This is a genomic window from Pseudomonas rhizophila (assembly GCF_003033885.1).
GTDB classification, from domain to species: domain Bacteria; phylum Pseudomonadota; class Gammaproteobacteria; order Pseudomonadales; family Pseudomonadaceae; genus Aquipseudomonas; species Aquipseudomonas rhizophila.
In genome coordinates this window covers 2,308,906-2,329,008 of sequence record NZ_CP024081.1, presented here as the reverse complement: position 1 = coordinate 2,329,008, position 20,103 = coordinate 2,308,906, and the positions used below count along the sequence as shown (strand labels likewise).

Here is a 20,103-nt window from a genome sequence, read left to right as displayed (position 1 = left end):
CCATTTTTGCAATACTGATTAATGGGTGAAGTGGTTGGCTTGCTTAAATCTATCCGGCGTCGATCCAGGGCATGCCCCGCGCCACGATGAGAGTCGCGCCTGACGATCCTGAAAAATGCCGCGGCTTCTGAAGCCGATTTTTATGTCAGGTTCTTCGTCAGGCCGGTGGGCCGTTCACGTCATCCGTTGTTCAGCTATCGCAAAACCTGAAGGGTGATTCGTGGTACTGCAACAACCGCAGGGTCAGGCGTTCAGCGCGTCTGGCCCTGCTTCATATTGATTCAGGAATGAGATGCGCAAGCATGGACTCCTGCACAGCATGAGTCGTAAAGGTGAGTGCTGGGACAACGCCCCGATGGAGCGTTTCTTTGGGAGCCTGAAATCAGAGTGGGTGCCAGACGATGGCTACAGCTCGGAGCATGAAGCCCGCGTGGATGTGCAACGTTATGTGATGCGATACAACAACGTCAGGCTCCATAGCTACAACGACTACCGGTCGCCGGTAGCCATGGAGAAACTGGCGGCGTGAAACCTTAACTGGTGTCCAGAATTACTTGACCAGTTCAGCCTGCTCGCGATAGCGGCGGCACATCCAACATCGATGGCACAGACAGCCACCGGACTCTGCAACGATTATTACCAGATCAACCAACAGTGTTTATCAAAACCCGGTCTTTTTGCGATTAACCCCACCCCCTAAAATCCACCTCGCCAACCGGCAAACATGATTAACGCAACACAGCCCCCACGAAGGCCGTTAATCCAACTCCCAAAACCTGTTCCACACGCAGCCCCAAAAAGGTTGCGTGACCCCACTCGACCTCAAAAAAGGTGAAACAGATGAAAGCTTTATGGGTTCTGGTCCTCGCTGGCCTTAGCGTCACCGCGATGGCAGATGAGGCCCCGACCGACGTTGCACAGCAAAAACCAGCCATTGAGGAGTACACCTACTCCACCCACCTGGACATCGCCAAAGTCATCTCCATGAGCGACATCCCGAACGTCTGCGAAGTGGTCCCGGCCAAGATGGAATACGACGACTCCAAAGGCCAGCGCCACATCCTGCGCTACAGCGTCATGGGCACCGGCTGCTCCAACGGCTGATCAACTTAAACGAACCAGGAGCAACCTCCATGAAAACCAAACTGATCCTCGCCCTGACCCTGTCCGTCCTGGCCGCCCAGACCTTTGCCGCCGACGGTTATGACCGCACCGGCTCTGCTGTCGCTGAAGACGGTTACGACCGCACCGGCTCGGCCACCGTTGCCGAGGATGGATACGACCGCACCGGCTCCGCTACTGTCGCTGAAGATGGCTACGACCACACCGGTTCGGCACATATCGGTTGATCATAAATGGCATTTTCCATAGCCCGATTTTGATCGGGCTTGGTTGTGTCTGTAACCATCAAAAAGCCCTTGCAAACACAACATGTAGTGCAAAACCTCAAAAAACGCTCGTTTTTTGATCAAAAAATACCGTCACCCGACCCATGCAAAAAAAATCTTCAGCGGCCAAAGCCTTGTAAACCCTTGCTCCCACGCGGATATACCGCCCGCGACCTCCTCCGTGGGCTATTTCGCCGCAGCACGTAGGCAAAAAAGTCCTTATAATGCCGCCTTAAACGGGCCTGCAATATTCCCTTACAGGGAGTCAAACCAGCCTGAAGCCCACGCAGAGGCCCATTGCCTCCTCGCGCTCACAGCCGCTTCAGAACGACCCGTACATTTTTCTGTTTATTGCCTGCGTCAGCTGCTGCAACAAACGATTTTCCAAGATCCACCGCGGCCAGTAGGCCTTCAACGGGCATCTGGCCCTCACGCAGGAGACAACACGTCATGCTGAGCTGGGACGAATTCGACAAAGAAGACGGCGAAGTCGCTGTAAAAGGCGCCAACGCCGGCCACGCTTCTGAAGCCAACATGGACCGCCTCGACAGCGCCGGCGGTGCCGCCGCCCTCGAAGCCCGGGCCGTGACGGCCAGCGACTCGGCCGCGATCATTCGCGCCAAGGCCGCCCTCGACAAACTCGACGTCGCCGAAGGCCTCGCCGAGCTCGAAGGCGCCTCCGCCCGTGTCGCCGTCGATGAAAAGCGCATGATCAACTGCCGCGCCGACCTCAACCAGCTCGTGCCATTCAAATACGACTGGGCCTGGCAGAAGTACCTGGACGGCTGCGCAAACCACTGGATGCCGCAAGAAGTCAACATGACCGCCGACATCGCCCTCTGGAAAACCCCGGAAGGCCTGACCGACGACGAGCGCCGTATCGTGATGCGCAACCTGGGCTTCTTCTCCACCGCCGACTCCCTGGTTGCCAACAACCTGGTCCTGGCCGTGTACCGCCTGATCACCAACCCCGAATGCCGCCAGTACATCCTGCGCCAGGCGTTCGAAGAGGCGATCCACACCCACGCCTACCAGTACTGCATCGAATCGCTGGCCATGGATGAAGGCGAAATCTTCAACATGTACCACGAGATCCCATCGGTCGCGAAAAAAGCCGCCTGGGGCCTGAAATACACCCGTTCGATCTCCGATCCGAAGTTCGAAACCGGCACCCCGGACACCGACAAGGAATTGCTGCGCAACCTGATCGCCTACTACTGCGTTCTGGAAGGCATCTTCTTCTACTGCGGCTTCACCCAGATCCTCTCCATGGGCCGCCGCAACAAAATGACCGGCGTCGCCGAGCAGTTCCAATACATCCTGCGCGACGAATCCATGCACCTGAACTTCGGCATCGACGTGATCAACCAGATCAAAATCGAAAACCCGCACTTGTGGGATGCCGAGATGAAGGAAGAAGCGACCCAGATGATCCTGCAAGGGACTCAGTTGGAGATCGAATACGCGCGCGACACCATGCCTCGTGGGGTATTGGGAATGAACGCGGCGATGATGGAGGACTACCTCAAGTTCATCGCTAACCGTCGCCTGTCGCAGATTGGTCTGAAGGAAGAGTATCCAGGGACGACGAACCCGTTCCCTTGGATGAGCGAGATCATGGACTTGAAGAAAGAGAAGAACTTCTTTGAGACTCGGGTGATTGAGTATCAAACGGGTGGGGCGCTTAGCTGGGATTGATTCGAAAGAAAAATCTTAGGCTGCACGCTTAAATAAAAACCCCGTGAAAACGGGGTTTTTTGTTTTCTATAAGAGCCGATATCGCGTTTAACTTCAGGGCAGCCAAGCAACCTTTGCCCTACGAAAAACTCAGAATCGTTGCGCATTGGTGGCGGAAAGCTTCTCGGATTTTGCGAGGGTTTTGAGATTCCATCAGAAGCCGTCGTCCGTTGTCCGTTGTTCAGGCGGCGGTTTTTTGTTGGTGATATGGAATTGGGGCTGCTACGCAGCCAGCGGGAGCAAGCTCCCTCGCCACGGGTTGGTGTCAGGTCACAGGTTATCGGCAGGCTTGATGGCCGGGGGATTTTGGGCATCGCGAGCAGGCTCGCTCCCACAGTTTTTGGTGGTGTGCTGAAACTTTGAGTGCAACCGGCCCTGCCCTTCGCTATTAATACATTTCCCCCTCCTGGACCCGAGCCCCGATGAAATTCGACCTCGCCTACTGCCTCAGCCTCGACGACAAGCTGTCGATCTATGACGTGCGCGATTTGAATTTCGACGAGACAGTGGCATTCGATTCCGCGAAGGAACAGTTCCAGTGCCCCAACGATGCCTGTCGGGTGGCGTTTGATGCGGCGAATGTGTTGGGGACGTTCAACGCCAAGAACGTGAATTACGTGCGCACGCCGCACTTCAAGAACATCCCCAGCACGCGGCATATCGAGGGTTGTCCTTATGTCAGCCTGAAGACTCCGGCATCAGGCCTGGAGACGGAGGGCGGGGAAACGGATGACGGTCCGGAGGAGCATTTTCCGTCGGAATTATTGCTGACTCGGCGTGAGTATGTGCGCAAGCCATCCAGCCCGACGGTGGTGGCGGACGTTCTGCGCGATGAGCGAGAGCCTTCAGCCGCCAGTCATGTCGAGCACCCGAGCCGTGATTCAGCGCCGGACAAGACCAGCGTCTTCGCCCATCCGGTGGAGTGTTTTGTGTCGAACTTCGCGGACAGGGAACTGCTCAAGCGCATGCCGCTGAAAATTGGCGAGCACACGGCGCCCTATGGATCGTTCTTCAAGAAGATCGAATACCTGCTGGACAACAAGGGGTTGATTTACTGGGGCAAGATCAAGGAGATCAAGGATTACACCCAGAGCTTTCGCATCGACTTCGAAGCAAAGGTCTGGTTCAAGCAACCGGGCGAGGCGAAGAAGAAGCCTTACTCGGTCAACGTTTACCTGAGCAAGAAGCTGATCGACAACTACCGCAAGCGCAAAGCGTTTCTGGAAGAGATCAAGCACGCCATCGAGAGTGACGCGCCGTTGTATTGCTTCTTTTATGGCGTGACGCCGGAGCTGAAACAGGTGCCGAGCAAGAAAAACTCCGAGCAGACGTTCGGGGTGTTCAGCGCCAATATCGAGAACCTGGATCACTTCATTATTCGGGAAGCACCGGGGTTGGCTGGTCAATAGCTACCCTACCCCAGCCACATCCCAACCATCACAAACATCAACAACCCTACATACACCCGCGCATGCAGCCGATCCGGTATCCGCCCGATCCATGGTGTTGCCAGACGGATGCCCAGTAGCGCGCCGAGTGTGAGCACAACAAAGGCCAGCAAGTCTACGTAACCGACAAACCACGGGCCGAAGTCTGTCCCGGTGAAGCTGGCCAAGGCCATGTAGGTGACGGTGCCGGCCAACGCGACGGGCACGCTCAGTGGATTGGCCATCGACGTGGCCTGGGACATGCTCAGGCCACAACGGCGCAGCAGTGGCACGGTCATGACGCTGCCGCCGACGCCCAGCATTGTGGCGATGATTCCGATGGTTGTACCGCCCAATGCGGTCTCCATTGGCGCCAAAGGGCGTAGGACGGCATCGCTGGGGCGTGTCAGAAAACCTCGCCGCAGCAGGCAGTCCAGGATGGTCAGGCCCAGGTAAGCCATGAAGGCGTAGCGGATAATCTCGCCATTGAGCCAAGTGGCGGCCGCTGCGCCGAAGACCGCCCCCAGCGCAATGAAACCGCCGAACGGCCACAGGTAATGACGAATCAGTTGACCGGCACGCTGGTGTTTTCCGGTGGCGACCAGGGCGTTGACGATCATGACGCAGGTCGAGGTGGCGACGGCAATGTGCATGGCCGATTCACCGATGGCGTCACCCGAGTGATGGGCCATCAGCATGCGATACATCAAAGGCACCACGACGAAACCGCCGCCAAAGCCGAACAACACCGCCGTTACGCCACTCAGGCAGCCGAAGCACGCAAGCAATACATAGAACATCGAGGCGAATCCGTGAAATGGGAGGCGCCCCACGTTAGATAAGCGAAGCTTGGCCCGCTCTAGAAAACAGGCCAATAATGTTTGCGTTTACGCCAATGATGAGTAGCCCCTCGATGCGCAACACTTCGATCGATTTATTGGATGCGATCCCCAGGGCTGTCGTCGCCATTGGCACCGACTACCCCCACGGACATTTACTGCCCTCGCACCATCATCGCCGGGCGCAGTTGCTGTATGGCGCCACTGGTGTGATGCACGTCCGCACCGAAGACGGTAATTGGGTGGTGCCGCCGCAACGGGCGGTATGGATCCCGCCCGGGGTTGCCCATGAGGTGCTGATGCTGGGGGTCAGCACGCGCAGCGTGTACATCGAACCGGCCGCGGTGACGGCCATGGACGCCCGTTGCCAAGTCATCAGCGTGTCGCCCCTGATGCGCCAGTTGCTGCTGGAAGCCGTGGAGCTTGCGCCGGAATACGACGAGGCCGGACGCGACGGCGCGCTGATCAATCTGTTGCTGCACGAACTGTTGCGCAGCACTCATTTGCCGTTGCACCTGCCACTGCCCAAGGACCCACGCCTGCTCGGCCTGTGCCAGGAGTTTCTGAAACGCCCCAACGCCCACGTCTCACCTGTGCAATGGGTGGCGCAGTTGCCTATCAGCCTGCGCTCGTTCAATCGGCTGTTCAGCCGGGAAACCGGGTTGAGTTTCAGCCAATGGCGACAACAGGCCTGTGTGATGTCGGCGCTGTCTCGATTGGTCGTAGGCGATTCGGTAACCCGTATTGCCCTGGATATGGGCTACGACAGCCCCGCAGCGTTCTCCACCATGTTTCGCCGGGTGCTGGGTCACGCACCGAGTGCCTGGCTGGAAAAGACCACCGGTCATTGATCAAAAAAATGAGATTGATCAGGATTCAAAGCAACTGTACAAAAACACAGTATTTTTTGAATCCACAGCTTTGGAGAACTCCCATGGCCTCGCTCGCAATCAAAACCACCCTGGAACGCATCGCTGTCTATCAATTCACCCCTGCCCACAGCGCGCAGGCTCGAGCCATGCTGGGCTGGAGTGTCGAGGAATTGTCACGGCAGTCTGGAGTCTCGACCCAGGCCATCCGGCGCTTCGAAGCGGGGGGCGAGCTACTTGATGTCACCCGCCTGGCCCTGGCCTTTCGGCTGGAAGCCGAAGGCCTGGTGTTCTTCCCGGGCTTTGCGCCTGGGCGCGGCATGAATATCAAAGGCGCCACGCCGGATCCGATGGGGCGGCCAGACTACGCAATGATCGAATGATCGATGCGTCGAGGGTCAGGCCATATCGGGCTGGTCTTGATAAGCCGAGGGTTCCACGTCCAGCCACCAGGCGCGGCCACGTTGCGGTTGCGCGAGGCTGAAAGCTTCACCCATTTGCGGGGTGGCAATGCAGACGTTGCGCTCCCAGGCCAGGGCCAGGATGCGATCGAAGGGTTCGTACCAGGCATGCATCGACAAATCGAACGTGCCGTTGTGGATCGGCAGCAACCAGCGGCCCTTGAGGTCGATATGCGCCTGGAGGGTTTGCTCCGGTTGCATGTGGATGTGCGGCCATTCGACGTTGTAGGCGCCGGTTTCCATCAGCGTCAGGTCGAATGGGCCGTATTGCTGGCCGATGCGTTTGAACCCGTCGAAATAGCCCGTGTCGCCGCTGAAGAAGATTCGGGTGGCGCCATCGATCATCACCCACGAAGCCCATAACGTGCTGTTGCCGTCGAACAGCCCGCGACCGGAAAAGTGCTGGGAGGGTGTGGCGATGAATTCAATGCCGTCCACTTCGGTGCTCTGCCACCAGTCCAGCTGACGCACCTTGCTGGCGTCGATGCCCCATTTGATCAGGGTGTCGCCTACCCCGAGAGGGGCCAGGAAATGCCGTGTCTTGGCGGCAAGTTGGAGGATGGCCTGATGATCGAGATGGTCGTAGTGATCATGGGAAAGAATCACCGCTTCAATTGGCGGCAGCTGTTCCAGGCTGATGGGCGGCTGATGGAAGCGCTTGGGGCCAGCCCATTGCAGGGGGGAAGCGCGCTCGGAAAAAACCGGGTCGGTCAGCCAGAACTTGTCTCGCAGTTTGAGCAGCACCGTGGAATGACCGAGGCGGAAAACACTGTTGTTCGGCGCGGCCAGCAGGTCGGCGCGCGTCAGCGGTTGTACCTCGATGGTGCCCGCAGGACGGGTGTTGCGCGGTTTGTGGAAGATCATGTTCCACATGATGCGTAGCATCTGGCCGAGCCCTTGGCGCGGTGTAGGGGCGTGGTTACGGTACTTTCCTTGCTCCTGCTGGGATGAAGGAAGCACCGCAGGGCTGTCAGTCGAAGAAAAAATGGTCATGATGCGAAAACTCCAAGAACGTCGTCGCAATTGCGCTTCGCCGTTGTGGGACGCTAATGGCCGTTGCATGCACGCTCAGCCGCCTGATTGAAAACTACACTACTCGGTGTAGTTTGTAGATTGCAGCAATCCCGAGAGCAAGTAAACTGCCAAGTGTAACTTCCCTTCTCCAGATGATGATTAACCATGACCGTACCGCCGCAGCGCCTCACCGAGCGAAAACGCGAATCCATCCTCCAGGCCGCGATTGCCGAATTCCGTAGCAGCGGTTTCGAGATCACCAGCATGGACAAGATCGCGGCGACGGCGGGTGTGTCAAAGCGCACGGTGTATAACCACTTCCCCAGCAAAGAGGAGTTGTTTGCGGAAATTCTGAATCGATTGTGGAACAGCATTACCGCCGAACAGGACATGGCCTACAGCCCGGAGCAGCCCCTGCGTGAGCAGCTTCGAAAGCTGCTGCAAGCCAAATTGCACATGCTGGCAGACGATAATTTTCTCGATCTGGCGCGCATCGCCATTGCCGCGACGATTCATTCGCCCGAGCGAGCCCAGGATATGGTTGCGCGCATGGGTCAGCGCGAAGAAGGTTTGACCGTGTGGATTCGCCAGGCCCAGGCCGACGGTCGGTTGAAAGCCGTGGAGCCGGCGTTTGCGGCGCAACAGATGCACGGGCTGATCAAGACGTTCGCCTTCTGGCCTCAAATTTCCATGGGCCAGCCGTGCCTGACCCAGGATGAACAGACTCAGGTGGTTGAATCGGCCCTCGACATGTTCCTGGCCCGCTATCAGGTCTGAGTGTCGCTACCACCGCAGAAACGGATTACGGCATCGATGGCTTGCTCACGAATTTCTCGTGCATCTCGGTAGTCAGGCAGTCGATGCGCTCGGTCAATGCCTTGGTCATTTCCGTCAGGCGGGTGTTCTGCTCCAACAACTCGAGCAATTGCGCCGTGTTCTGTGCTGCCTGGGCCTGGCGCTCACTGTTGGCAATGGCCAGTGCTTCGCGATGTTGAGCATCCGCTTCGGCTTGGGCCTTGTCCCGCGCGGCCTGGCGTGTCTGCGCCAGCAGGATCAGCGGGGCGGCGTAGGCCGACTGTAGGCTGAACGCCAGATTCAGCAAGATGAACGGGTAAGCATCGAAATGAACCACACCCAACATGTTCAGGCTTATCCAGATCAACACGATCAAGGTCTGCGCCCCCAGGAACATGGGTGTCCCGAAAAAACGCGCGAATGCCTCCGCGCGTAGCGCAAAGCGGTCATTACCAAAGGTCGGCCCCAAATGCGCGTGGGGACGATGAAAACGCAAGTGATCAACAGGTGCTGTGGAAGTGGGCTGCGACGATTCTGTCATCATGATGTTCTCTGCCTGAGGCTGGGGCTCAAGTCACTATACCGCCGGGAGATCCTCCTCGATTGAGCCATCAACGCCCTGTTGGACAAAAGTCAGTGCAAGCGCAGATTGCACCTGAGTTCATCGAACAATGTCACCACTGAGCGCAAGGCGCGACAGTCGGGCCGGGTCAGCAGCCAAAGGGCCGTGTCATACCCCACCAGCGGTTCGCCAATGGGGGTAAGGCCCTTGTTTTCGCCGATCAGAAAGTCCGGCAACGCCGCCACGCCCAGCCCGGCTCGAACCAACTCGGTGACCGAAAGCATGCTGTTGCAGCGATAGGCCGGCACCACGCCAGGAAGATGCTGACGGCGCCAAGCCACAGTGGGGTGATCGGGGAGAAAGTCATCCGGCGCGATCCAGGTCATGGCGGCCAGATCATCCGTATTTACCGAACGCAGATAGCGGGTGTCGGCACATACCCGATAAACCACATTACCCAGATGCCGCCCGACCAGATGTTCCGGCGGCGTACGGGTCAGTCGCAAGGCGATGTCGGCGTCGCGGCGGCTCAGGTTGGCAAAGTCGTTCGAGGTGCTCAGCTCAAGGAACAGCGCCGGGTAAGCAGGCATGAACCGCGCCAGGGCCGGCAGCAACAATGCTTGCAGGACCGAGTCAGTGCAGGTCAGGCGCACCGTGCCGCTGACGACCTCACCGCCCTGCTCCACCCCGATACGCGCCGCCTCCAACGCTTGTTCGGCGCGCTCGGCCTGCTCAGCCAGCGCCTGGGCCAGGCTCGTGGGCAAATACCCTGCACGGCTTTTTTCGAACAAGGGTTGGCCCAGGGCGGCCTCCAGCCGCCGTACCGAGCGGAAGACCGTGGACACATCCACGTGCAGCAAGCGCGCGGCTCGGGCCAGCGAACCGCCACGGACCAGCGCCAGGATCAGGGACAGATCGGGATAGTCCAGACGATAGTGCGTCGATGCATTGATCACTTGGGCAAATGCCAATATTGATTGCGTGAACGCCAATCTATAGTGGCGACCAGGAATCAACAAGCGGCGAGCCTCTCATGGAAAACCAGCGTTCTTTGCACATCGCCCTGGTCGGCGACTATGACCCTCAAATAACGGCCCATCGGGCCATCCCCATCGCACTCGAACTGGCCAGCAAGCAAACCGGTCATCACATTGGATTTCAATGGCTGGGCACCGACCTCATCACCGACAGCGCCGTCCTGAATGGTTTCGACGGGGTCTGGTGCGTGCCCGGCAGCCCTTACCGAAACGAAAATGGCGCGCTGCAAGCCATTCGTTTTGCCCGCGAACAGCGTCGCCCTTTCCTCGGCACCTGCGGCGGTTTTCAGCATACCGTGCTGGAATACGCGCGCAATGTGAAGGGCTGGGCCGACGCAGCCCATGGCGAAACAGCTCCCGAGGCTGAACGGGCACTGCTGACGCCGTTAAGCTGTGCGCTGATCGAAACCATCGACTGTCTTGAGCTTGACGCCGATTCGTTGATTGCCAAGGCCTATGGTCGCCTTAAGGTTTTCGAAGGATATCGGTGCAGCTTTGGGGTCAATCCACAGTTTGAGCGGGACTTGCTGAGTGACCGCTTGCACGCCGTGGCCCGGGATTCGGCTGGCGATTTACGGGCCGTGGAGCTGGCTGATCATCCTTTTTTTGTCGCGACCCTGTTCCAGCCTGAGCGCGCAGCGTTGGAAGGACGTGTGCCGCCGCTGGTCAGTGCGTTTGTCGAGGCTTGCCGGAGGACAGCATCATGAGCGCCCCGTATTACGCGGTGATTTTCACCTCCCTGCGCACTGAGGGGGACCAGGGTTACGCCCAAGCCGCTGAGCGCATGCTGACTCTGGTTCAAGAGCAGCCGGGCTTCCTCGGCGTCGAGTCGGCCCGTGGCGCAGACGGCTTGGGCATCACCGTGTCCTACTGGAGCAGCGAAGCGGCGATCCTGGCCTGGAAACAGCACCCCGAACACCGCGCAATCCGCGAACGCGGTCGCTCGACCTGGTACGCCCATTGCCACACGCGGGTGTGCAAGGTCGAACGGGACTATGCCTTCCAGCGCCAAACCTGATGCCAGCCTACAAAACCTGCTCGCGAAAGCGCTGGGCCAGCTTGCATCCATGCTGAATGTGCCGCCGTCATCGCGAGCAGGCTCGCTCCCACATTAGTTTTTCAGGGCTACCCGATTCGGTGTCCACCTCAAATCCCTTGTGGAAGCGGGCTTGCTCGCGAAAGCGCTGGGTCAGCTTGCATCCATGCTGAATGTGCCGCCGCCATCGCGGGCAAGCCTTGCTCCCACAGTGTTTTTTCAGGGCTATCCAATTCGGTGTTCACCGCAAATCCCTTGTGGGAGCGAGCCTGCTCGCGATTGCGGCAGATCAGCTTGCATCAGTGTTGAATGTGCTGCCGCCATCGCGGGCAAGCCTTGCTCCCACAGTGGTTTTTCAGGGTTAACCGATTCGGTGTCCACCTCAGACCCCTTGTGGGAGCGAGCCTGCTCGCGATTGCGGCAGATCAGCTTGCATCAGTGTTGAATGTGCCGCCGCCATCGCGGGCAAGCCTTGCTCCCACAGTGGTTTTTCAGGGCTAACCGATTCGGTGTTCACTTCAAATCCCTCGTGGAAGCGGGCTTGCTCGCGAAAGCGCTGGGTCAGCTTGCATCCATGCTGAATGTGCCGCCGCCATCGCGGGCAAGCCTTGCTCCCACAGTGGTTTTTCAGGGCTAACCGATTCGGTGTCCACCGCAAATCCCTTGTGGGAGCGAGCCTGCTCGCGATAGCGCTGGGTCAGCTTGCATCAGTGCTGAATGTGCCGCCGCCATCGCGGGCAAGCCTTTCTCCCACAGTGGTTTTTCAGGGCTAACCGATTCGGTGCGCACCGCAAATCCCTTGTGGGAGCGAGCCTGCTCGCGATAGCGCTGGGTCAGCTTGCATCAGTGCTGAATGTGCCGCCGCCATCGCGGGCAAGCCTTTCTCCCACAGTTTTTTTTCAGCCCATTCATAGTCGGCGTGGCTTTAGCCTTCCACCAACTGACGCACTGCAACAATCTCCGGCAGGTCGCTACGGGCCATGTAAACCCGCAACGGTTCGGTGAGGTTGATCCGGTCGTCGATGTTCTGGTCCAGCAGCAACTGGATGCGCTGGCGACTCAGGGCCATGGTGCCGTCTGCCACCGGAGTCCAGACAAATTCGCAGGTGGGGATGATGCCGTCGTCGGCCACGTCCATGCCAAAGGCATCTTCGCTGAAGCGCACGATGTACTGGCCGGTTTTGCGGTTCAGGCCGACAAAACCCTTGAGCTGGTCGGCGGCCTGGCAGATGAATGTCGAAGTGGTGCGCATGGTAAACCTCATGGATGCGTCCCGCAGGACGTCTGATCGATGGTTTACACGCAGGGCAAGTGGATGCTGTCTTCGGGTTTCCCTCTGCCGGGGAAACTGGTGCGGCCAAGCGTACTGCAAAGCAGCCTGAAAAAGCGTGGGAAAAATCTGCTTTGCGCATTTTTATGTCGGTATAGCGATAGCGCCAGGAACGTTCAGTTGTTAAAAGATAGGTCTTTGCGAAACCCACGAAAGGATCTCGAGCATGCCTGTCACCTTCACCCGTAGTGCCCTGATGCTGAGCCTGCTGCTTGGCTTCGGCCAGACACAGGCCGGCGAAGCCGCGCCCCCCAAGTCCCTCGCGGCCCTTCAGGGCATTCCTCACCCAGCGGTGATCGCCCACCGCGGCGCCTCGTTTGACGCGCCGGAAACCACCGCCGCGGCCTACAAACTGGCCCGCGACCTGGGCGCCGACTACTTGGAACTGGACCTGCAACGCAGCAAGGACGGCGTACTGTTCGTGCTGCACGACGACAGCCTGCTGCGCACCACCGATGTCGCGACCAAATTCCCCGAGCGCAAGGACAGCACCGCCAACGAATTCACCATGGCGGAACTCAAAACCCTCGATGCCGGCAGTTGGTTCAACACCGCCTACCCGGACCGCGCCCGCCCGTCGTTCGTGGGCCTGAAAATCCTCACCCTCGACGAAGTCATCAACATCGCCGAAGGCAACCCGCTGCACAAACCGGGGCTGTACATCGAAACCAAGGAGCCGAAGCTGTTCCCCGGCATCGAGCGCGACTTGAAGGATAAACTGCATGACCGCGGCTGGTTGAGCCCGTCGGGCTCCAAGCTCGCCAAACGCGCCACCGGTGTAGGTCAGGGCAAAGGCAAGGTGGTGTTGCAAACCTTCGAAAAGAGCAGCCTCGAACTGCTGCAAAAAGAAATGCCGAACGTGCCAAAAGTCCTGCTGTTGTGGGTGGGCGATGGCTACATCGAGGCCAAGTCGAAGGTGACGTTTGCCGAGTCCGGCGAAACGGACAAGGCGGCCTATTACGCCAAACAGCAGCCCAAGGACAACGCCGAGTTTGAACAATGGGTTCAATTCGCCAAGGCACAAGGCGCTATCGGCACCGGGCCGTCCGCCGCGTTGACTCAAGGCGGCAGCCAGAGTTATTCGGATCTGGTGCAGCCGTGGATGAACCAATACACCCATGACCAGGGTTTGTTGGTGCACGTTTATACGGTTGATGAAGCGGTGGACTTCAGAAAAGTGCTGGAGGCCGGAGTGGATGGCATCTTTACCAACCGCGCCAGCGAACTGCTCAAATACTTGAAGCGTCCCGAAACAGGCAGCGTGGCGCAGGTGCTGGAGAACAACGGTTACTGAATTAAGGGTGAATTAAGTTGCCACAGTTAATCTGAACCCACTTAAACGACACACCCCTTAATCACAGCAAGGAAAGAACACATGAAAACTTTGACTGCCCTGTTCACCGCCGCAGCCCTGACCCTCACCGCCGGCCTGGCCCAGGCTGATGTTCGAGTCGACCAGATTCCTGAGTTGGTCAAGAGCGGAAAAATCAAGCCGCTGGAAGAGATGAACCAAGCAGCCCTGAAGTTGCACCCAGGCGCAACCATCACCGACACCGACCTGGATAACCACTTCAACGGTTATGAATATGAAGTTGAACTGAGAATGGCCGATGGCACAGAGTGGGATGTAGACTTTGACGCAACTACCGGCAAAGTCCTGAGCGACAAGCAAGACCGTTAATTGGTCACTAAAATGAGCCGCGCAACCTCAGGGTTGCGCGGCTTTTTTGCATCTATCGACAACTACCGCTAACGACCGTCGACCGTCAGGCACTCAACCGCGCCGTCACTTCATTCAACTGCCCTGACAAACCGTGCAGGTTCCGACTCGCGGCTTCGGTGCGCTGTACATTGTCCAGGTTAGTGCTGGCGATGCAGGTGATTTCGGTCAGGTTGCGCGAGATGTCTTCAGCCACCGAGGTCTGCTCTTCTGCGGCAGTGGCGATCTGACGATTCATGTCGCGAATCGCTTCCACGGCCTGGGTAATGCGTTCGAGCATCACACCGGCCTGAGTCACCTGCTCCACACTTTCTTCACTGCGCGACTGACCGCTCTCGATGGCCTGGGCTGCGTCCACCGCACCGGTTTGCACGGTCTGGATAATCTGGTTGATCTCGATGATGGACGAGGCGGTGCGCTGGGCCAGACTGCGCACCTCATCGGCAACCACCGCGAAACCGCGTCCAGCCTCGCCAGCCCGGGCCGCTTCGATGGCAGCGTTGAGGGCCAACAGATTGGTCTGCTCGGCGATACCGCGGATCACTTCCAGCACCTTGCCAATGCGCCCGCTATCGGTTTCCAACTGGCGGATGACTGTGGCCGTGTTGGCGATTTCACCGCGCATGCGGGTGATGGTATGAATGGTCCCTTGCATGACCTTCTCGCCCTGCTGCGCCGAGTGATCGGCGTCATCGGCGGCCTGTGCCGCGTCGGCGGCATGGCGAGCGACTTCCTGGGCGGTGGCGGACATTTCGTTCATCGCCGTCGCCACCTGGTCGGTGCGTTCGAATTGCTCGCTGGTGCCTTGGCTCATCAGGCTGGCGATGGCATTAAGCTCGCCGCTGGCACTGTCCAGTTCCGTGGCACTGCGCTGCAGACGCGAGAAGGTTTCGGCGAGAAAGTCGCGCAGGGTATTGGCGGCCAGCGCCAGGTCACCCAATTCGTCCTGCCGGTTGCTGACTACCCGCTCGGCGAAACGGCCGCGACTCAGTTGGGTCACGTATTCGATCAGGTTGCGGATCGGCTGCACCAGGTTGCGATTGACCAGCCACAGGCTGAACAGCCCGATCAGCAGGCCGGAAACCAGCATGATCACGGTGCCCAGCATAATCGTGCGATCGGCACCGGCACTGATCTGCGCCGATTGTTCGCCGGCAAGTTTGCGCAACTCCACCACCAGCGCACTCATTTGCTCGCTGGCCGCGCGGTCCACACCTTTGACCGCCGCATCACCCGCCGCCGCATCGCCGCCCGCCGTCACAAACGCATCACGGCCCTTCTGGTAGGCCGCACCCAATTGACGGTGTTCGTCTCGCAGACCCTCGATCCGAGTCTTGATGGGTGTCGCAACCCCTTCAAGGGCGATCAACTGGCCAAGAATACCCTGGACATCATGCTGGCGATCTTCGAACTGCTTCCAGTATTTAGCTAGGTCCGCCGGCTGCTTGCCGCGCAGCAGAACGTTTTTCCATTCCTGGACCTGCACCTTGAATTGCAGGTTGGCCTCATCGATCAACTGCGACGCACGCAACGGGCCATCGATCAGGTTGCGATAGTTCTGGACGCCGTTGGAGAGGAAATGGAAAGACGCCAGGGCAATCAGCAACATCGCCAGCAGGCTGCCACTGAGCAAGGCGAGAATCTGCGCTCTCAGGGATTTTTGTAGAAACATGGAGGGAAATCTCTTGAAAAGAAGAAAGAGCCAAGCTCACGGACGACACGTCCCGACCTCCATGTTCGTGGTTTGCAGTGTCGCAACCGAATGCGGGATATGTACAAGCCATCGACCCGCCGTGCGCATTCTTGAGCCTTCGCGACGACCGGTAGCAGGCGTTTGATGATTGGACATGTCCTGTCCAGACAAGCCCTTTTGTCGCCGCAACGGAACTTAAAAGTCTTTTTGTCATTTCTTCTGCTGTATCCTGCCCAAGCTTTGTAAAAGCGCGGATCTACCAGATCTACCAACAGACTTTGCGAGGAGCGCGATATGCACGAGATTCCTAATCTCCCCTTCCCTAGCCTGCACGAAACTGAGCAGACGACCACGCTACAAGCCGGGGGGCAACCAGACGCCCAGCAACCCGAGCCCAAAGAAGCCACTGAACGCCGCCAGGCCGACAGCGAAGACTGATTCACCCGCACGACCAGACCGTGTGGAAAGCGCTAAGATGCGCTTTCCACACTGCCTGAATCCTGAGCCCCCCATGACCGATGACCCTACCTTCAGCGAAGCCCAAGCCAGCGTCCTGATCGGCACCGCCGAAAAGATGGTCGATATCTGGACGCGCCTTTCCCCAGAGAAACAAGCCGCCCTGCTGGCACGATTTGGCACTGAAGAAAACGCCCTCGCTGCATTGGTCACCACGCACCTGGTGGCTGGACAAGACGACACCCCAGCGCCATCCGGCAAATAGTTTTACTTTTCCACGCTTCACGGTCGCAGGCACCGCTATCATAAGCAGCCTATCTATCCTGCTGCTCCGTGGACTCTTTACCCATGCCAGATACCCAGCGCCCCTTGGCGGTCACGCTGCAAGTCGTTTCCATCGTTCTGTTCACTTTCATTGGCTACCTGAATATCGGCATTCCCCTCGCCGTGTTGCCCGGGTTCGTCCACGGCGAACTGGGTTTTGGCGCGGTGATCGCCGGGTTGGTAATCAGCGTCCAGTACCTGGCCACCCTCCTCAGTCGTCCTTATGCCGGACGGATCATCGACAACCTGGGGAGCAAGCGCGCGGTCATGTTCGGCCTCGCCGGTTGCGGGCTGAGCGGTGTGTTCATGCTGGCGTCTGCCTGGACGTCAAACCTACCGACGCTGAGCCTGATCAGCCTGCTGATCGGCCGCCTGGTGCTGGGCAGCGCCGAAAGCCTGGTAGGCTCGGGATCGATTGGCTGGGGCATCGGCCGGGTCGGCGCGGCGAATACCGCCAAGGTGATTTCCTGGAACGGTATCGCCAGCTACGGCGCGCTGGCGATTGGCGCGCCGTTGGGGGTGTGGCTGGTGAAATCCCTGGGGCTGTGGAGCATGGGCGTCAGCATTATTTTGCTGGCGTTGCTGGGGCTGGCGCTGGCCTGGCCGAAAACGGCGGCGCCCATTGTCACTGGCGAACGGCTGCCTTTCATGCATGTTCTCGGACGCGTCCTGCCCCATGGCTGCGGCCTGGCCCTGGGCTCCATCGGTTTTGGCACCATCGCCACGTTCATCACCCTGTATTACGCCACGCAGCAGTGGGACAACGCAGTGCTGTGCCTGAGCCTGTTCGGCGCCAGCTTCATCGGCGCGCGCTTGCTGTTCGGTAATTTGATCAACCGCCTGGGCGGCTTCCGGGTGGCGATTGCCTGCCTGTCGGTGGAAACCCTCGGTTTGTTGTTGCTCTGGCTGGCGCCGGATGCGCATTGGGCCTTGGCCGGCGCGGCATTGAGCGGCTTCGGTTTTTCCCTGGTGTTCCCGGCGCTGGGGGTGGAAGCGGTCAACCTGGTACCCGCCTCCAGCCGTGGCGCGGCGGTGGGCGCCTATTCGTTGTTTATTGACTTGTCCCTGGGGATTACCGGGCCGTTGGCCGGTGCGATTGCCGCAGGTTTCGGTTTTGCTTCGATCTTTTTGTTCGCCGCGCTGGCGGCCTTGGGCGGGTTGTTGCTGAGTCTCTACCTGTACCGCCAGGCGCCGAAGTATCGCCAGGAGCGGGAGAAAAACTAGAAGTCCACCTTGCCGCGCCCGGCTTTGATCGAACCGCGCTTGGTCTTGGATTCCAGGCGACGTTTCTTCGAGCCCAGGGTCGGTTTGGTCGGACGGCGCTTCTTTTCGACCTTGGTGGCGTTAAGGATCAGTTCGGTCAGGCGTTCCAGGGCATCGGCCCGGTTCTGTTCCTGGGTGCGGTATTGCTGGGCCTTGATGATCAACACGCCGTCGCTGGTGATGCGACTGTCGCGCAGCGCCAGCAACCGCTCCTTGTAGAAATCGGGCAAGGACGAGGCCGCAATGTCGAAGCGCAAGTGCACGGCGCTGGACACCTTGTTGACGTTCTGCCCGCCGGCGCCTTGGGCTCGGATGGCCGTCAGTTCGATCTCGGCGTCCGGGATGTGCACAGTGTTGGAAATTGCCAGCATGGAAAAAGAAGTCCGGTATCAGGACCCACAGAATACCGCGAATCCCCAAGACAGCGACCAACCCTTGTGGGAGCGAGCCTGCTCGCGATAGCGGTGGGTCAGCTTGCATCAATGCTGAATGTGCTGGCGCCATCGCGAGCAGGCTCGCTCCCACAGGGATCAGCATGAGTCTGAATACAACAAACCCGGCCAAGTGCCGGGTTTGTTGTATTTCAAGGACGCTTACTTGGCGGCAGCGGCCACAGCCATGTCCTGCCGGGCACTGCGCTTGTTCTTGATCAGGTAGCACACCCACATGAACACCACCCACACCGGAATCGCGTAGACCGATATCTGGATGCCGGGAATCAGCAGCATTACCCCAAGAATGAACACCACGAACGCCAGGCAGACATAGTTGCCGTACGGATACCACAGCGCCTTGAACAGCGGTGTCTGGCGGGTCTGGTTCATGTGCTGACGGAACTTGAAGTGCGAATAGCTGATCATCGCCCAGTTGATCACCAGGGTCGCGACCACCAGCGACATCAACAACTCCAGCGCATGCTGCGGGATCAGGTAGTTAAGCAGCACCGCCACCAGCGTGACCGCAGCAGAAGCCAGGATCGAACGCACCGGCACGCCACGCTTGTCGATCTTGGCCAGGGCCTTGGGCGCATCGCCCTGTTCGGCCATGCCCAGCAGCATGCGGCTGTTGCAGTAGGTGCCGCTGTTGTACACCGACAGCGCGGCGGTCAGCACTACGAAGTTGAGGATGTGCGCCGCCGTATTACTACCCAGCATCGAGAACACCTGCACGAACGGGCTGCCGCTGTAGGCATCGCCGGAGGCATTGAGAGTGTTCAGCAGGCTGTCCCATGGGGTCAGGGACAACAGCACCACCAGGGCACCGATGTAGAAAATCAGGATGCGGTAGATCACCTGGTTGATGGCCTTGGGGATCACGGTTTTCGGTTTGTCCGCCTCGGCAGCGGTGAAGCCGAGCATTTCCAGGCCACCGAAGGAGAACATGATGATCGCCATCGCCATCACCAGACCGCTCACGCCGTTGGGGAAGAATCCACCGTGGGCCCAAAGGTTGGTCACCGAAGCTTGTGGGCCACCGTGACCGCTGACCAGCAGATAGCTGCCCAGGGCAATCATGCCGACAATTGCCACGACCTTGATGATCGCGAACCAGAACTCGGCCTCGCCAAAGACTTTGACGTTGGCCAGGTTGATGACGTTGATCAGGACGAAGAATGCTGCCGCCGAAGCCCAGGTCGGGATGTCCGGCGCCCAGTAGTGGATGTACTTGCCGACCGCGGTCAGTTCCGACATGCCCACCAGGATGTAGAGAATCCAGCAGTTCCAGCCCGACAGGAAGCCGGCGAAACCGCCCCAATACTTGTGGGCAAAGTGACTGAAGGAGCCGGCCACTGGCTCTTCGACAATCATCTCGCCCAACTGGCGCATGATCATGAAGGCAATGAAGCCGCAAATGGCGTAACCGAGGATCATCGACGGGCCGGCTGACTTCAGCACCCCCGCCGAGCCGAGGAACAGGCCTGTACCGATCGCGCCGCCGAGGGCGATCAGTTGAATGTGTCGATTTTTCAGGCCGCGTTTCAGCTCGCCTGAATGCGTATTTTCTACAACGGTCATGCGTCACCTATTTGTTTTTATCTGTGACGAAATCGAACCCGACACGCTCGTGGCGTGGCGGAGTGAACAAGGCGGATAACCTTGAAAATGCGTGGGTACGCGAAGGGTCACAGTAAAACGCGGCGCATTGTACACCG

23 protein-coding genes are annotated in these 20,103 nt (G+C 58.9%); 15 read left to right on the top strand and 8 right to left on the bottom strand.

All coding sequences use genetic code 11. The features are described 5' to 3' along the window. The first annotated feature begins 292 nt into the window (after positions 1-292). The 5 genes from CRX69_RS10820 to CRX69_RS10800 all read left to right on the top strand — a co-directional run bounded on the left by CRX69_RS10820 (position 293) and on the right by CRX69_RS10800 (position 4,534). Positions 293-529, top strand: coding sequence for an integrase core domain-containing protein (locus tag CRX69_RS10820; RefSeq protein WP_420821188.1), 237 nt, complete (start codon positions 293-295; stop codon positions 527-529). 311 nt (positions 530-840) lie between these two features. Continuing rightward, positions 841-1,104 (top strand): DUF2790 domain-containing protein, encoded by a 264-nt coding sequence (locus tag CRX69_RS10815; protein ID WP_047228792.1) that lies wholly within the window; start codon positions 841-843, stop codon positions 1,102-1,104. 29 nt (positions 1,105-1,133) lie between these two features. After that, entirely contained in the window at positions 1,134-1,349 is a 216-nt protein-coding gene (locus CRX69_RS10810; protein ID WP_047228793.1) for a hypothetical protein, read from the top strand. A gap of 489 nt (positions 1,350-1,838) precedes the next feature. Then, complete coding sequence (locus CRX69_RS10805; protein WP_025215114.1) at positions 1,839-3,086, top strand: ribonucleotide-diphosphate reductase subunit beta; 1,248 nt, start codon at positions 1,839-1,841, stop codon at positions 3,084-3,086. A gap of 461 nt (positions 3,087-3,547) precedes the next feature. Beyond that, on the top strand, positions 3,548-4,534 hold the full coding sequence (locus CRX69_RS10800; protein ID WP_107321999.1) for a hypothetical protein: 987 nt from the start codon (positions 3,548-3,550) through the stop codon (positions 4,532-4,534). 5 nt (positions 4,535-4,539) lie between these two features. On the opposite strand, the gene CRX69_RS10795 is transcribed toward CRX69_RS10800, so the two are convergent. Next, on the bottom strand, positions 4,540-5,352 hold the full coding sequence (locus CRX69_RS10795) for a sulfite exporter TauE/SafE family protein (protein WP_107321998.1): 813 nt from the start codon (positions 5,350-5,352) through the stop codon (positions 4,540-4,542). A 113-nt stretch (positions 5,353-5,465) separates the two neighbouring features. Between CRX69_RS10795 and CRX69_RS10790 the strand changes: the two genes are divergently transcribed. Next, positions 5,466-6,242 carry an AraC family transcriptional regulator gene (locus CRX69_RS10790; RefSeq protein WP_107321997.1) on the top strand — a complete coding sequence of 259 codons (777 nt, stop codon included), beginning with the start codon at positions 5,466-5,468 and terminating at the stop codon, positions 6,240-6,242. Positions 6,243-6,325: 83 nt separating this feature from the next. Then, complete coding sequence (locus CRX69_RS10785; RefSeq protein WP_047228797.1) at positions 6,326-6,643, top strand: helix-turn-helix domain-containing protein; 318 nt, start codon at positions 6,326-6,328, stop codon at positions 6,641-6,643. A 15-nt stretch (positions 6,644-6,658) separates the two neighbouring features. On the opposite strand, the gene CRX69_RS10780 is transcribed toward CRX69_RS10785, so the two are convergent. Continuing rightward, the gene (locus tag CRX69_RS10780) at positions 6,659-7,714 is read right to left on the bottom strand and encodes an MBL fold metallo-hydrolase (protein WP_047228798.1); all 1,056 of its coding nucleotides are present in this window, start codon (positions 7,712-7,714) and stop codon (positions 6,659-6,661) included. 186 nt (positions 7,715-7,900) lie between these two features. Between CRX69_RS10780 and CRX69_RS10775 the strand changes: the two genes are divergently transcribed. Further along, positions 7,901-8,512 carry a TetR/AcrR family transcriptional regulator gene (locus CRX69_RS10775; RefSeq protein WP_047228799.1) on the top strand — a complete coding sequence of 204 codons (612 nt, stop codon included), beginning with the start codon at positions 7,901-7,903 and terminating at the stop codon, positions 8,510-8,512. Between the two features lie 25 nt (positions 8,513-8,537). Here CRX69_RS10775 and CRX69_RS10770 read toward each other — a convergent pair whose 3' ends face one another. Beyond that, complete coding sequence (locus CRX69_RS10770) at positions 8,538-9,071, bottom strand: DUF1003 domain-containing protein (protein ID WP_047228806.1); 534 nt, start codon at positions 9,069-9,071, stop codon at positions 8,538-8,540. 92 nt (positions 9,072-9,163) lie between these two features. Beyond that, positions 9,164-10,111: a LysR family transcriptional regulator gene (locus CRX69_RS10765; RefSeq protein WP_076383732.1), complete on the bottom strand. Its 948-nt coding sequence runs from the start codon at positions 10,109-10,111 to the stop codon at positions 9,164-9,166. A gap of 14 nt (positions 10,112-10,125) precedes the next feature. Here CRX69_RS10765 and CRX69_RS10760 point away from each other — a divergent pair, with 14 nt between their 5' ends. Both CRX69_RS10760 and CRX69_RS10755 read left to right on the top strand, forming a co-directional pair. Continuing rightward, positions 10,126-10,836, top strand: a complete 711-nt coding sequence (locus tag CRX69_RS10760) for a CTP synthase C-terminal region-related (seleno)protein (protein ID WP_076383731.1) — start codon at positions 10,126-10,128, stop codon at positions 10,834-10,836. Next, positions 10,833-11,147 (top strand): antibiotic biosynthesis monooxygenase family protein, encoded by a 315-nt coding sequence (locus CRX69_RS10755; RefSeq protein ID WP_076383730.1) that lies wholly within the window; start codon positions 10,833-10,835, stop codon positions 11,145-11,147. The genes CRX69_RS10760 and CRX69_RS10755 overlap by 4 nt, the downstream gene beginning before the upstream one ends. 943 nt (positions 11,148-12,090) lie before the next feature. Here CRX69_RS10755 and CRX69_RS10750 read toward each other — a convergent pair. Further along, positions 12,091-12,417: a DUF2025 family protein gene (locus tag CRX69_RS10750; RefSeq protein WP_076383729.1), complete on the bottom strand. Its 327-nt coding sequence runs from the start codon at positions 12,415-12,417 to the stop codon at positions 12,091-12,093. Positions 12,418-12,661: 244 nt separating this feature from the next. On the opposite strand from CRX69_RS10750, the gene CRX69_RS10745 reads away from it, so the two are divergent. Together CRX69_RS10745 and CRX69_RS10740 are read left to right on the top strand one after the other, a co-directional pair. Further along, a complete protein-coding gene (locus CRX69_RS10745; protein ID WP_047226969.1) occupies positions 12,662-13,789 on the top strand; it encodes a glycerophosphodiester phosphodiesterase in 1,128 nt (375 codons plus the stop codon). Between the two features lie 81 nt (positions 13,790-13,870). Next, positions 13,871-14,176: a PepSY domain-containing protein gene (locus tag CRX69_RS10740; RefSeq protein ID WP_047226970.1), complete on the top strand. Its 306-nt coding sequence runs from the start codon at positions 13,871-13,873 to the stop codon at positions 14,174-14,176. An 85-nt stretch (positions 14,177-14,261) separates the two neighbouring features. Here CRX69_RS10740 and CRX69_RS10735 read toward each other — a convergent pair whose 3' ends face one another. Then, positions 14,262-15,887, bottom strand: coding sequence for a methyl-accepting chemotaxis protein (locus tag CRX69_RS10735; protein WP_076383728.1), 1,626 nt, complete (start codon positions 15,885-15,887; stop codon positions 14,262-14,264). Positions 15,888-16,202: 315 nt separating this feature from the next. Between CRX69_RS10735 and CRX69_RS27670 the strand changes: the two genes are divergently transcribed. From CRX69_RS27670 to CRX69_RS10725, 3 genes are all read left to right on the top strand, one after another. Then, the gene (locus tag CRX69_RS27670) at positions 16,203-16,346 is read left to right on the top strand and encodes a hypothetical protein (RefSeq protein WP_172833788.1); all 144 of its coding nucleotides are present in this window, start codon (positions 16,203-16,205) and stop codon (positions 16,344-16,346) included. A gap of 37 nt (positions 16,347-16,383) precedes the next feature. Beyond that, positions 16,384-16,629 carry a hypothetical protein gene (locus CRX69_RS10730; protein ID WP_076383727.1) on the top strand — a complete coding sequence of 82 codons (246 nt, stop codon included), beginning with the start codon at positions 16,384-16,386 and terminating at the stop codon, positions 16,627-16,629. A gap of 83 nt (positions 16,630-16,712) precedes the next feature. Further along, positions 16,713-17,912: an MFS transporter gene (locus CRX69_RS10725; protein ID WP_047226973.1), complete on the top strand. Its 1,200-nt coding sequence runs from the start codon at positions 16,713-16,715 to the stop codon at positions 17,910-17,912. Here the strand turns inward: CRX69_RS10725 and arfB are convergent. Both arfB and CRX69_RS10715 read right to left on the bottom strand, forming a co-directional pair. Next, complete coding sequence (arfB, locus tag CRX69_RS10720) at positions 17,909-18,322, bottom strand: alternative ribosome rescue aminoacyl-tRNA hydrolase ArfB (RefSeq protein ID WP_047226974.1); 414 nt, start codon at positions 18,320-18,322, stop codon at positions 17,909-17,911. The genes CRX69_RS10725 and arfB overlap by 4 nt on opposite strands. A gap of 222 nt (positions 18,323-18,544) precedes the next feature. Next, positions 18,545-19,966, bottom strand: coding sequence for an amino acid permease (locus tag CRX69_RS10715; RefSeq protein WP_047226975.1), 1,422 nt, complete (start codon positions 19,964-19,966; stop codon positions 18,545-18,547). Positions 19,967-20,103 lie beyond the last annotated feature (137 nt).